Origin of the sequence: Clostridium saccharoperbutylacetonicum N1-4(HMT) (assembly GCF_000340885.1) — a bacterium.
GTDB lineage: Bacteria > Bacillota > Clostridia > Clostridiales > Clostridiaceae > Clostridium > Clostridium saccharoperbutylacetonicum.
Genome location: NC_020291.1, coordinates 6,240,001 through 6,254,602 on the forward strand (window position 1 = coordinate 6,240,001; position 14,602 = coordinate 6,254,602).

The window sequence follows — 14,602 nt, forward strand, 5'->3', positions numbered from 1 at the left end:
TTCTCCCCCTTTTTCCTCTTGGTATGGTGGCAATATGCTTACTCCTCCATGAGTCCTATCCAAATCCCATGCCTCACCTATACCAATATGTGCATTTAGTTCTAACGGTTTATACTGAGTCAATACCCCCACTGTATATATTCCCGAATTAGAACAATTGCTTAACGGAAAATCTATGATTCTATATTTTCCTCCAAATGGTACTGCTGGTTTTGCCAATTTCTTTGTCAATACACCTAACCTTGATCCTTGTCCACCCGCTAATATCATTGCTACAATTTCATTTTTACCCATAATATTGTCTCCTCTCATATGTTTAGTTATCATCAGATAAATTATATATTTTATGTGTATATATTTAATAATATGCGTAATTTATTTTTTCTATGTGAGTAATTTATAGCATATTACATTATCATAGTTTGATCTCAAAACGTTAATTCACTAGAATTAACAATATAATTTTTATACCTAGTCTATTATATATTCTTTTCCATAAAATTCCAATATAAATTTGAAATGTTTCCCATTTTTTATTTATCCCTATAATTACATTTCTTTAATATCTTAAAATTATTTTGAAAAACTGTAACTATACTATCTTCACCCGAAAATTTATATTTCTCACTACCGTCAAATAAATTAATATAAACGCCATTAAAATCAACACTTTTAATCAATTTAATTTCTTTTGATACATTAACTAGAACTAATATCTTCTCATTTTCATAATTTCTTTCAAATGCCAACACATCTTCATCTGTTTTAAAAAAAGTAATATCTCCCTTTTTTAGAGATTCTTCATTATTTCTTATTCCTATTAGCTTAGAATAAAAATCAATAAGATTCTTATCTTCTTTTCCCCACGGATAGCTCTTTCTATTATCCGGTTCTTTTCCACCCTTTATCCCTGTTTCATCACCATAATATATTAAAGGCACTCCAGGTAATGTAAATTGAATTACCACAAGTAATCTTAATAATGCTATACTATTATCTAAAACCGTTAATATTCTTTCAGTATCATTTGTACTAACAATATTTACATTCCCGAAAAAGCTTTCAATTGGATAATTCTCATATAGCGACATAAACTTCTTTTTAAACTTATCAGATTTTATATACCCTTTAATAAAATTAATCAAACTTTCTCTTATCGGATAATTGGTTGCAGCTTGAACTTCTTTACCATTTAAATAACTTCTCTTTTTGGAGTAGCTAACTTTATTCGATGCATCTTCCCAAATATCTCCTATAAGTACAGCATCCCTGCCAAATTCATCCATTTCATTTCTAATGAATTCAATAAATTTATCTGAAAGTTCATCTATTACATTTAATTTCCATCCACTAGCACCTAAATTTATCCATTTTTTTATAATTGAATCATTATTTCTTGCAATATAATCAATGTAACCTTCCTGCATTGAGTCTATACTAGGTCTTTCATTTATCCCCCACCATGATTCATATTGATATGGGTATCTAGTAAACTTATACCAGCCATAATATCTCGAATTTGGAGAGTTATATGCTCCTACCTCATCATAATTTCCTAATCTATTGAAATACTTACTATCAGAACTTGTATAGCCTAAAACTATATCTAATATAATTTTAATCCCCTTACTATTCGCAACTTCACATAATTCTTTAAAATCATCATTTGTACCAAACATTTCATCAACAATTTCATAATTGGCTGTATCATATTTATGACAACTTGGAGATTTAAAAACAGGACTCAATTGAATTATGTTTGCTCCAAGAGTTTTTATATAATCCAATTTTTTTATAACCCCTTTTAAATTACCACCATAAAAATCCCATCTTACAATTCTCCCAAAATTATCCTTGATATACATAGGACTATCATCCCATCTTCCATATATAAACGAATTTTCTTTTGGAGAATTTATAGTCTTATCATCATTTCCATTATAAAACCTATCTAAAAGAATCTGATATATTACTCCTTCTTTATACCAATCAGGTATATGAGACTTTTCATATACAGTTATTTGATATGGTACAGGATTATGATTATATATTTGACCCACTCCACCTAAATGCTCATCATTATTTCCGTAATATAACCTATCATATCCATCTATTAGAATAAAATAATATTCTAATAGACCCAAAGCATCAGATGTATCAATTTCAACAGAATATCTAAATTCACCATTATTTAAATATTCCTTTTGCATGCCCATATTTAATCTAGTGCCATCAAACTGTATCAATTCTATTGCAACTACTATTTCTTTATCAACATTAATAGCTATTTTTACCTTTTGACCAACCTCTACAGCTCCGAAAGGTCTCCTAAATTTTATGCTTTGTGAGTCATGTATAACCTGTATCCCGTCCATTAAATTAATCCTCCTATAGATTTTTATAAATTACTTCAGATCCCCAAATTCCTGTTGCATATTCTTCAATTGTTCTGTCAGATGAGAATATTCCTGAATGGGCAATGTTAATTCCACACATTCTTTGCCACTTACTATTATCCCTATAAAGAGCATCAACCTTATCTTGCGCTTTTAAATATGAATCAAAATCTTTTAATACAAAAAATTCATCATTATAAGTTATTAGATTTTCATAAATGCTTTTAAATTTATCTTTATCGTTATGATATTTCCCATTTACTAAATCATCAATCACTCTTTTCACTCTTACATCATTATTATAAATATCGCTAGATCTATAGCCTCCATTTTGATAGTAATTAAGTACCTCATCTTCAGTTAATCCAAATATTATTATATTTTCCTCTGTAACTTCATCTCTTATTTCAATATTAGCACCATCTAAAGTTGCTACAGTAATAGCTCCATTCATCATAAATTTCATGTTTGATGTTCCTGATGCTTCTTTTGTTGTAGTTGAAATTTGTTCACTAACATCGGTGCCAGGAATTATTTGTTCTGCTAATGAAACTCTGTAATTTTGGATAAAAACTACTTTTATTTTTTGATTTACCCTAGAATCATTATTTATTTTATTTGCTACACAATTTATTAATTCAATTGTATTTTTTGCTAAATAATATCCTGGAGCTGCTTTTCCTCCAAATATGAACGTTCTTGGTACAATATCAAAATTTGGATTATCAATCAATTGATTATACAAATCCATTATTCTTAAGCAATTCAGAATTTGTCTTTTATACGCATGAATCCTTTTAACCTGAACATCGAATATTGAATTAGGATCTATAACTAAATTTTCATTTTTTAATATTACATTAGCTAATCTTTCCTTATTATATTTTTTAATTTTTCCTAATTGTTCAAGAATAACATTGTCATACAAATGCCTCTCAAAGTTTTTCAAGTCAATTGGATGCCTTATAAAGCTATCTCCTATTGTATCTTTTATTAACTTTGTAAGTTCAGGATTACTTTTTAACAACCATCTTCTATGAGTAATTCCATTTGTTTTATTACTAAATTTATTTGGATATAAATAGTAGAAATCAGTCATTTCTTTCTTTTTCAATATATCCGTATGAAGCTTTGCCACACCATTTACACTGTGGCTTCCTGCTATTGCCAAGTGAGCCATTTTTATTTTGTCATCTGCTATTATGGCCATACGTGCAATTTTATCCCAATTTCCAGGATACCTTGCCCATAATTCTTTACAGAATCTTTCATTTATCTCTTCAATTATCATATATATTCTTGGAAGTAATTCCTTAAACATATCTACTGGCCATTTTTCTAAAGCTTCTGCTAAAATTGTATGATTAGTATATGATACTGTATTGGTAGTTATCCTCCATGCAACATCCCATTCTAATCCTTCCTCATCCAACAATATCCTCATTAGTTCTGGTATTGCAAGGGTAGGATGAGTATCATTAATATGAATTGCAACTTTTTCATCAAATAATTCTATATCCTTACCATGCTTCTTAAAATGTCGTATAATGCTTTGCACCCCAGCTGAAACAAAGAAATATTGTTGCTTCAACCTGAGTATTTTACCTTCATAAAATGAGTCTTCAGGATATAAAACTTGAGAAATTGATTCTACTGAATTCTTATACTTTAACGCTTGAAGAAAATCCCCTCTGCTAAATGATGAAAAATCAAATTCCTTAGAAACAGCTTCAGCACTCCACAATCTCAATGTATTTACAATTTCATTTTCATAACCTACAATTGGTGTATCATATGGAACAGCTAGTACTGGTTCAAAATTCACATGTGTGAAGTTCAAACGTCCATTTATCTCTGAAACTTTTATTTCTCCACCAAACTTAACGATTTCTGATTTTTCGGCCTTTCTCTTTTCCCATACATTACCTTCCTTTAGCCAATCATCAGACACCTCAACTTGTTTCCCATCAATTATCTTTTGTTCAAAAAATCCATATTTATATCTTATTCCGCACCCATTTCCTGGTATATTTAATGAGGCCATTGAATCTAAGAAACACGCTGCAAGCCTCCCAAGCCCACCATTTCCTAATCCTTGATCTTGCTCAAAGTTCTCTAATTCTTCTAAGTTTATACTTAAATCTGCCAAGGCTTCTTTGCATACATCTCTAATTCCTATATTTAATAATGCATCTCCTAACAATCTACCTAACAGGAACTCCATAGAAAAGTAATACACTTGCTTTTCACCTGTTTTATTATATTTCTTATTAGTTTTTAGCCATTCTCTTGTAACATAATCTCTAACTAAACTACCTAATGCATCATATTTTTGTTGATTCGTTCCTTCCTTTAACTCAATCCCATGCATTTCTAAAAACTTATTAACATAAGCTTTTTTAAATGACTTTTTATCCATACTTAGCATTTAATCCCCCCTCTCATAAAATCAAAGCTAATCTATTCCAGTTAATTCACGATATAGATTTAAATAAACTTGTGCTGATCTATCCCAACTATTATCTGACTTCATTGCATTTTTAACCAAACTGTTCCACTTTTTCTTATTTTCATATATATTTAAAGCATATTGAATTATATTATACAATTCATCTGCATTATAATTCTGAAAACCAAATCCATTACCTTCTCCAGTATATTCGTTATATGCAGTAACTGTATCTTTAAGTCCTCCAGTTTCTCTAACTATAGGAATTGATCCATACCTAAGTGCTATTAACTGACCTAGTCCACATGGTTCAAAAAGTGAAGGCATTAAAAACATATCACTTGCTGCATATATTTTATTTGCCAAACTATTGTCAAATTTAATATTTGCAGATACCTTGTTCCCATATCTATAATTTAACCATTTAAAATGATCTTCATAAGGCTTATCTCCTGTTCCCAAAACAACTAATTGTATATTTTGTTGCAGTAACCTATCCGAAATATTCACTAATAAATCAATTCCCTTTTGCGGTGTTAATCTAGTAACCATAGCTATCATAGGAATTTTTTCATCAACAGTTAAACCAAGCTCTTTTTGTAATTCAGTCTTATTCATAATTTTATTTTTTAAAGAATTGACATCATAATTTTTATAAATATTTTTATCCGTTTTAGGATTAAATTCATCATAATCTATTCCATTTGTTATTCCTCTTAACGCATATGCTCTATCCCTTAAAACACCATCTAACCTTTGCCCATATTCAGGTGTTTGTATCTCATATGCATAAGTATTGCTAACAGTTGTTATTATATCAGAATAATATAATCCACCTTTCATGAAACTTACACCTGCATCAAATTTCAAACATGTATTAGTATATAGCTCCATATCAAATCCAAATAATTCTGGCAATATATTGGGATCAAAAACACCTTGAAAGGCTATATTATGAATAGAATATATGGTCTTCATATTCCAATAAAACATATCATTTCTTTTATATTGAAACTTCAGTAATACTGGAATCATTCCTGTCTGCCAATCATTACAATGAATTAAATCTGGCTGCCAATCAATCTGTCTTAGCATATCAAGAACTGCTCTATCAAAGAATGCAAATCTTTCTGCATCATCATAATGTCCATATGCTTCATCCCTATTAAAATATCTTTCATTATCTAATACATAGTAAGTCACACCGTTAATATATGCTTCCCATACTCCACAAAATTGTTCTCTCCAACCAACTCTTACATTAAACCATTTAACAAATCTCAATTTATCTCGAACTTGCCAATTAAGTTCTTTATATTTAGGTATAACTACTCTTACGTCTGCATTTTTTTGTGCAAGTGCCTTAGGTAATGCTCCTGCCACGTCTCCGAGCCCTCCAGTTTTTACAAACGGACCAGCTTCTGATGCTACAAATAAAACTCTCATTACTTTTCCCCCTCAGCCTATTAAACAACAAGTTATTCTTTATATGTTTTATTAAAATCTCTTTTTAAATCTTTTGCTTTAATTTATATTTCCTCTATTACTTCTTCATCTGTTCCAATTTCCATCTTAATTTCCTTAACCTTTAACACTAAGGCTGCCATTGGTGGTACTTTTATTTGTAATGAATATGGTTGCTTGTGGAATTGTACTTTTTCAGCAATTAATGTTTCATCCATAATTTGTCCTGAACCACCGTATTTCGTATCATCTGTATTAAATATTTCTTCATAACTACCTAAGAATGGAACTCCTATCCTGTAATCATAATAAACTGTGGATGTGAAGTTAATTACAAACAAAAGGGTGTCCTCATCACTTCTACTTCTTCTTGCAAAAATTAAAATACTTTGTTCATTATTATCTGCTTCTATCCAGTTAAATCCTTTATAATCATGATCTAATTCCCAAAAAGCCTTATTATTTAAATATAATTTATTCAAATCTTTAAAGAACAATTGTGTTTTCTTATGAATTTCTAAATCATCTAACAGATTCCAATCTAATTGTGAATATTCTCTCCATTCGACTTCTTGTGCAAATTCAGAGCCCATAAATAACAACTTTTTACCTGGATGACCCATCATATACCCAATAAAAGCTCTAAGTCCAGCAAACCTATTCCACTCATCTCCCCACATCTTATCTATTAAAGATTTTTTACCATGAACAACCTCATCATGTGATAGTGGCAATAAATAATTCTCTGCATAATTGTACATCATTGCAAAAGTTATATTTTTATGATTATGTTTTCTATACTCAGGATCTATTTGAACATATTCTAAAGTATCATTCATCCAACCCATGTTCCATTTAAAATTAAACCCTAATCCATCATAGATTGTAGGTTTTGTGACATTAGGCCAAGCTGTTGACTCTTCAGCTATCATAAGAGCTGTTGGATATTCTGTGAAAACTGCTTTATTTAGTTGTTTTAGAAAATCTATTGCTTCTAAATTTCCATTTCCGCCATATTTATTTGGTACCCATTCTCCATGTGATCTACTGTAATCTAGATATAAGATGCTAGATACAGCATCAACTCTTAAACCATCAATATGAAATTCTCTAAACCAATATAATGCATTTGATATCAAATAACTTTTTACTTCCGTTCTTCCTAAATCAAAATTACAAGTTCCCCAACCTTTATTTTCAGCTCTCCATTCATCTTGATATTCATATGTTGGTGTTCCATCAAACTTATATAATCCATGTGAATCTTTACAAAAATGCCCTGGAACCCAATCCATTATTACTCCTATATTTTCTTCATGTAATTTATTTATTAACTTCTTTAGCCCTTCAAGGTTTCCATATCTGCTTGTTGGTGAATAATATCCTGTACCTTGATATCCCCATGACGCATCTAGTGGATGTTCTACAAGAGGCATAATTTCAACATGTGTATAACTCATTTCTTTCAAATATTTAGGTAACTCTTTAGTAATCTGCTCATATGTTAAAAATCCACCCTCACTATTTGTTTTCCATGATCCTAAATGTATTTCATATATATTTATTGGTTGCTCTAATACATTTATTTTATTTCTTTTAACAATCCATTTTTCATCTGTCCACTTAAACTCCTTTGGTGTATATATGATTGATGCATTATTAGGCCTTAACTCTGTTTGTATTGCATATGGATCAGCTTTATATTCTCCTCTTTCACCACTTTCTTCTATAACACAATATTTATATCTATCACCAACTTTAGGCTCTGTAAAAAATCCCTTCCATATACCATTTTCCGTAATCTTTTCAAGTTTAAATTCTTCACTTACTTCAAATTCATTAAAATCACCAACAACATAAACACCTTTTGCATTAGGTGCCCAAGTTGCAAATTGTACACCTTTTTTCCCATTTTCAGTTTTAGCGTGGGCTCCAAAAATATTATATGCCTCATAATTGTTTCCTTGATGGAATAAATATGTGTTAAAGCTTGTTAATTCTGACTTATCCAATTTATCATCAACCTTTTTATTTGTATTTCTTGCTGGTTGCTTCTTCATTTGTGATTTTACTTCTTTAGATATTTGTTTTCCCTCTGCTTTTGCCGCAATTGTTTTTTTAGCAACTGCTTTTCTTGTAGTTGTCGATTTAGTACTGGTTGCTGTTTTTTTAGTTTTGCTTGCAACTATCTTCTCTTCTGTATTTTCATCTGTTGCAGATAATTTATTTGTTCTGTCACCTTGAGTTTTCGAGGCACTATCCTGAGTTTTTTGCGATCTTGAAGAAGATTTAACAGCAGTACTTCTTTTGGCAGTTGTTTTTTTAGCAGTAACCTTAGTTTTCTCTTTTAAATCCTTGTCATCTTCTAATACGCTAATTTCCTTTTCTTTAATACCCGGTTCTATTTTAGTTTCTTCAGTTGATAAAACTTTCTTTTGAGAACTTTGCTTAGTTTTTATAGCATTTTGACCATCTGCAATGTCTTTTTTAGTAAGACCTTTTATAACTTTCTCTTCTGATTTATCTATAATACTTGAAACAATAACTTCATTTTCACTCTTACTATTTTTAGAATCTTTTCTCATTTGCCAATACCCCCATCCATATTTATTCCCTCTCATTTTTTAATTTAATTTTGATTTAATATATATCCATTTTACCAAATTTTGTGCGTAATTTCACTTATTTTTTAGAATTTTTTATAAAATTTTTAATTTAATTTATTTTAAGAATATTCAGAATGTAGATTTTTACTAATCTAATATGTACATCTAATTTCACCTTTCTTATCATAAAAATCCCTTCATATTAACACTCCTTTTCTACAAACCGTTTACAATTAAAGTTATGTTATACTAATGTTAATATATTTGTAGTTGAGTTCTAAATTAAATACTTCAAACACAAAAAAACGATAGTTATAATAACTATCGTTTTATCTTACCTCGCAACGTCCTACTCTGCCACACAGTCTCCCATGCAGTACCATCGGCGCTATAGACCTTAACTTTCCTGTTCGGAATGGGAAGGAGTGTTACCTCTATGCCATCATCACGAGATGCTAGTTCATTCCAAATCTATGATTTGGTCTAATGAACTGTACTCAGCGAACGAATGTGAGTCGAGTTTCCTTTAAAAAAGAACTCTAATTCATCGCTTATACAATTTTTCAGTAATTTTGTAATTACTTTACTTGAAAGATTTGTTCTTTCAAAATTGCACATAGTTTTTTAATGTATTTTTACAACTTAACTTATTGGTCAAGCCCTCGACCTATTAGTATCAGTCAGCTAAATATGTTACCACACTTACACCTCTGACCTATCAACCTTGTAGTCTTCAAGGGGTCTTACTAGCTTATGCTATGGGAAATCTCATCTTGAGGGGGGCTTCACACTTAGATGCTTTCAGCGTTTATCCCTTCCCGACTTAGCTACCCAGCTATGCTTCTGGCGAAACAACTGGTACACCATAGGTCAGTCCATCCCGGTCCTCTCGTACTAAGGACAGCTCCTCTCAAATTTCCTACGCCCGCGACGGATAGGGACCGAACTGTCTCACGACGTTCTGAACCCAGCTCGCGTGCCGCTTTAATGGGCGAACAGCCCAACCCTTGGGACCTACTTCAGCCCCAGGATGCGACGAGCCGACATCGAGGTGCCAAACCTCCCCGTCGATGTGAACTCTTGGGGGAGATCAGCCTGTTATCCCCGAGGTAGCTTTTATCCGTTGAGCGATGGCCCTCCCACGAGGTACCACCGGATCACTAAGCCCGACTTTCGTCCCTGCTCCACTTGTAGGTGTCGCAGTCAGGCTCCCTTCTGCCTTTGCACTCTTCGAACGATTTCCGACCGTTCTGAGGGAACCTTTGGGCGCCTCCGTTACATTTTAGGAGGCGACCGCCCCAGTCAAACTGCCCACCTAACAATGTCCTGTCACCAGTTTCATGGCATCCAGTTAGAACTTCAATACTATCAGGGTGGTATCCCAACAACGACTCCACTAAAGCTGACGCCCTAGTTTCCCAGTCTCCCACCTATCCTGTACAGACAATACCGAAATTCAATGCTAAGCTACAGTAAAGCTCTACGGGGTCTTTCCGTCCAATCGCGGGTAGCGAGCATCTTCACTCGCACTACAACTTCGCCGGATTTGCAGTTGAGACAGTGCACAAGTCATTACGCCATTCGTGCGGGTCAGAACTTACCTGACAAGGAATTTCGCTACCTTAGGACCGTTATAGTTACGGCCGCCGTTTACTGGGGCTTAAGTTCATACCTTCGCATTACTGCTAAGTATTCCCCTTAACCTTCCAGCACCGGGCAGGCGTCAGCCCCTATACATCAGCTTTCGCTTTAGCAGAGACCTGTGTTTTTGTTAAACAGTTGCTTGTGCCTATTCTCTGCGACCTGCTTTCGCAGGCACCCCTTCTCCCGAAGTTACGGGGTCAATTTGCCTAGTTCCTTAACTGCAATTCTTCCGTCGGCCTTAGGATTCTCTCCTCATCTACCTGTGTCGGTTTGCGGTACGGGCACTACTTCTCTCTCTAGATGCTTTTCTTGGAAGCATGGAATCAGATACTTCGGTTCCGTAGAACCTTCCCCATCACGCCTCAGAATTGTTGGAACGGATTTGCCAATCCCAACTCCCTAAACGCTTAGACTAGCATCCAATAGCTAGCACATCCTATCCTTCTCCGTCACACCCTCGATATTAACGATGATAGTGGTATTGGAATATCAACCAATTGTCCATCGACTACGCCTTTCGGCCTCGCCTTAGGTCCCGACTAACCCTGAGAAGACAAACTTTACTCAGGAAACCTTAGATATTCGGCCTGTAGGATTCTCACCTACATCTCGCTACTAATGCCAACATTCTCACTCGTAATCAGTCCACCGCTCCTTTCGGTACGACTTCAGCCCGATTACGACGCTCCTCTACCGCTCACGCATAAGCGTGAACCCGTAGCTTCGGTGGTAAGTTTGAGCCCCGGACATTTTCGGCGCAGGATCTCTTGACTAGTGAGCTATTACGCACTCTTTTAATGAGTGGCTGCTTCTAAGCCAACATCCTAGTTGTCTTAGAAATCCCACATCCTTTTCCACTTAACTTACACTTTGGGACCTTAGCTGACGATCTGGGCTGTTTCCCTTTTGACCATGGAACTTATCTTTCACAGTCTGACTGCCGGACTGATAGTATATGGCATTCGGAGTTTGATAAGGTTCGGTAAGCGCTATGCCCCCTAGCCTATTCAGTGCTCTACCTCCACTACTCACATTTTCCGACGCTAGCCCTAAAGCTATTTCGAGGAGAACCAGCTATATCCGAGTTCGATTGGAATTTCTCCGCTATCCACAGCTCATCCCATGCTTTTTCAACAGCAACGTGGTTCGGTCCTCCACGAGGTTTTACCCTCGCTTCAACCTGGCCATGGATAGGTCACCCGGTTTCGGGTCTACAGCATGCAACTAATCGCCCTATTAAGACTCGGTTTCCCTTCGGCTCCGTACCTTAAGTACTTAACCTCGCTACATACCGTAACTCGTTGGCTCGTTCTACAAAAAGCACATCATCACACACGTAAGGTGCTCTGATCGGTTGTAGGCATATGGTTTCAGGTTCTATTTCACTCCCCTCCCGGGGTTCTTTTCACCTTTCCCTCACGGTACTGCTTCACTATCGGTCATCAGGTAGTATTTAGCCTTGGGAGGTGGTCCTCCCTGCTTCCCACAAGGTTTCACGTGTCTCGTGGTACTCTGGTGCAGAACTGTTCATTATTATTTTCACCTACAGGACTATTACCCCCTATGGTCCAACTTTCCAGTTGTGTTCGGTTAACAATAATTTCACGTTATGTTCTGTCCGCAACCCCAGAGATAAATCTCTGGTTTGGGCTCTTTCCTTTTCGCTCGCCGCTACTAAGAAAATCGATTTTTCTTTCTCTTCCTCCAGGTACTTAGATGTTTCAGTTCCCTGGGTTTACCTTCATAAAGCTATGTATTCACTTTATGATACATGGGGTTTCCCATGTGAGTTTCCTCATTCGGAAATCTTCGGATCTCTGACTATGTGCGTCTACCCGAAGCTTATCGCAGCTTATCGCGTCCTTCATCGGCTCCTGATGCCAAGGCATTCACCATACGCCCTTTGTAGCTTGACCTATTTATTAGTCATTTCACAAAGAATATATATTCTTGGCTTTGTTGTATTTTTTATACATCAAATCTATGTGCAATTTTCAAAGAACAATTTGCTTGCTTATTACCCCCAATTGCTTCGTCAGCTGCAAATTTTATTCATTCACATACGTGAAGTACGCTTCATTTCATAAAATTTTTGCTTCCTCGCACTTGTTGCTACTAAGCTACGCAACAATTTTGCTGTTTTTTAGCAAAATTTTTTTTGAAAGACTTAGTCTTTCAAAATTGAACAGAACAAATACTTTAAGCAACCTGTCGAGTAAGTATTTTAATTTTGATACATAAATGTATCTGTACTAGCCAAACATCATGTTGGTCTAGATTTCTCCATAGAAAGGAGGTGATCCAGCCGCAGGTTCTCCTACGGCTACCTTGTTACGACTTCACCCCAATCGCTGACCCTACCTTAGGTCGCTGCCTCGCTTACGCGTTAGCTCACGAACTTTGGGTATTGCCAACTCTCATGGTGTGACGGGCGGTGTGTACAAGGCCCGGGAACGTATTCACCGCGACATTCTGATTCGCGATTACTAGCAACTCCAGCTTCATGTAGGCGAGTTTCAGCCTACAATCCGAACTGAGACTGGTTTTAAAGTTTGGCTCCACCTCGCGGTTTAGCATCTCTCTGTACCAGCCATTGTAGCACGTGTGTAGCCCTAGACATAAGGGGCATGATGATTTGACGTCATCCCCACCTTCCTCCCGGTTAACCCGGGCAGTCTCGCTAGAGTGCTCAACTAAATGGTAGCAACTAACAATAAGGGTTGCGCTCGTTGCGGGACTTAACCCAACATCTCACGACACGAGCTGACGACAACCATGCACCACCTGTCTTCCTGCCCCGAAGGGCTTCCTCCATTACAGAGTAATTCAGGAGATGTCAAGTCTAGGTAAGGTTCTTCGCGTTGCTTCGAATTAAACCACATGCTCCGCTGCTTGTGCGGGCCCCCGTCAATTCCTTTGAGTTTTAATCTTGCGACCGTACTCCCCAGGCGGAATACTTAATGCGTTAGCGGCGGCACGGAGGTCATGACAACCCCCACACCTAGTATTCATCGTTTACGGCGTGGACTACCAGGGTATCTAATCCTGTTTGCTCCCCACGCTTTCGAGCCTCAGTGTCAGTTACAGTCCAGAAAGTCGCCTTCGCCACTGGTATTCTTCCTAATCTCTACGCATTTCACCGCTACACTAGGAATTCTACTTTCCTCTCCTGCACTCTAGATATCCAGTTTGGAATGCAGCACCCAGGTTAAGCCCGAGTATTTCACATCCCACTTAAATATCCACCTACGCTCCCTTTACGCCCAGTAAATCCGGACAACGCTTGCCACCTACGTATTACCGCGGCTGCTGGCACGTAGTTAGCCGTGGCTTCCTCCTCAGGTACCGTCATTATCGTCCCTGAAGACAGAGCTTTACAATCCGAAGACCGTCATCACTCACGCGGCGTTGCTGCATCAGGGTTTCCCCCATTGTGCAATATTCCCCACTGCTGCCTCCCGTAGGAGTCTGGGCCGTGTCTCAGTCCCAATGTGGCCGATCACCCTCTCAGGTCGGCTACGCATCGTCGCCTTGGTGAGCCGTTACCTCACCAACTAGCTAATGCGACGCGGGTCCATCTCATAGCGGATTACTCCTTTAATTGCTGTACCATGCGGTACTACAATCTTATGCGGTATTAATCTTCCTTTCGAAAGGCTATTCCCCTCTATGAGGCAGGTTACCCACGTGTTACTCACCCGTCCGCCGCTAATCCATTCCCGAAAGAATTTCATCGCTCGACTTGCATGTGTTAAGCACGCCGCCAGCGTTCGTCCTGAGCCAGGATCAAACTCTCAATAAAAAGTTTAATCTTAGCTTACTCAAATAAAAATTGCTGGTTTACTTAAATGTATTTATCTTATTCTGTTCAATTTTCAAAGACCATTTTCTTTCTTACAACTTTCGCTGTAATCTTTTGTTTGTTTTTGTCACTCGTAAGCGACTTGTTTATCTTATCACTTAGTCTCAAGCTTGTCAACAACTTTTCCAAAATCTTTTTTAGCTCTTTATTTATGAGCTATTTATTCATTTGCTTAAGTTGT

5 protein-coding genes and 3 rRNA genes (1 of these 8 cut by a window edge) are annotated in these 14,602 nt (G+C 36.1%); all 8 read right to left on the reverse strand.

From position 1 onward, the window contains the following. On the reverse strand, positions 1 to 294 hold the 5' end (the start) of the coding sequence (locus CSPA_RS27145; RefSeq protein ID WP_015395617.1) for a glucose-1-phosphate adenylyltransferase. It extends 867 nt beyond the left edge of the window; 294 of the gene's 1,161 nt are visible here — the first part of the coding sequence; the start codon lies at positions 292 to 294; its stop codon lies off the left edge, out of view. A 239-nt stretch (positions 295 to 533) separates the two neighbouring features. After that, positions 534 to 2,375: a glycoside hydrolase family 13 protein gene (locus CSPA_RS27150; RefSeq protein ID WP_015395618.1), complete on the reverse strand. Its 1,842-nt coding sequence runs from the start codon at positions 2,373 to 2,375 to the stop codon at positions 534 to 536. Positions 2,376 to 2,388: 13 nt separating this feature from the next. Next, on the reverse strand, positions 2,389 to 4,824 hold the full coding sequence (locus tag CSPA_RS27155; protein ID WP_015395619.1) for a glycogen/starch/alpha-glucan phosphorylase: 2,436 nt from the start codon (positions 4,822 to 4,824) through the stop codon (positions 2,389 to 2,391). Positions 4,825 to 4,851: 27 nt separating this feature from the next. Further along, entirely contained in the window at positions 4,852 to 6,291 is a 1,440-nt protein-coding gene (gene glgA, locus CSPA_RS27160) for a glycogen synthase GlgA (RefSeq protein ID WP_015395620.1), read from the reverse strand. Between the two features lie 83 nt (positions 6,292 to 6,374). Further along, positions 6,375 to 8,930 carry a 1,4-alpha-glucan branching protein GlgB gene (gene glgB, locus CSPA_RS27165; protein WP_242838573.1) on the reverse strand — a complete coding sequence of 852 codons (2,556 nt, stop codon included), beginning with the start codon at positions 8,928 to 8,930 and terminating at the stop codon, positions 6,375 to 6,377. Between the two features lie 321 nt (positions 8,931 to 9,251). Continuing rightward, positions 9,252 to 9,368: ribosomal RNA gene (rrf, locus tag CSPA_RS27170) — 5S ribosomal RNA — on the reverse strand. Positions 9,369 to 9,565: 197 nt separating this feature from the next. Continuing rightward, positions 9,566 to 12,475 (reverse strand): 23S ribosomal RNA (locus tag CSPA_RS27175). Between the two features lie 373 nt (positions 12,476 to 12,848). Beyond that, positions 12,849 to 14,361, reverse strand: a 16S ribosomal RNA gene (locus CSPA_RS27180). Together the 16S, 23S and 5S rRNA genes form the textbook arrangement of a ribosomal RNA operon. Positions 14,362 to 14,602 lie beyond the last annotated feature (241 nt).

Coding starts and splice junctions, on each gene's coding strand:
- CSPA_RS27150 (WP_015395618.1), bottom strand. CDS start 2,375: ATGGACGGGATACAGGTTATACATGACTCACAAAGCATAAAATTTAGG.
- glgB (WP_242838573.1), bottom strand. CDS start 8,930: ATGAGAGGGAATAAATATGGATGGGGGTATTGGCAAATGAGAAAAGAT.
- glgA (WP_015395620.1), bottom strand. CDS start 6,291: ATGAGAGTTTTATTTGTAGCATCAGAAGCTGGTCCGTTTGTAAAAACT.
- CSPA_RS27155 (WP_015395619.1), bottom strand. CDS start 4,824: ATGCTAAGTATGGATAAAAAGTCATTTAAAAAAGCTTATGTTAATAAG.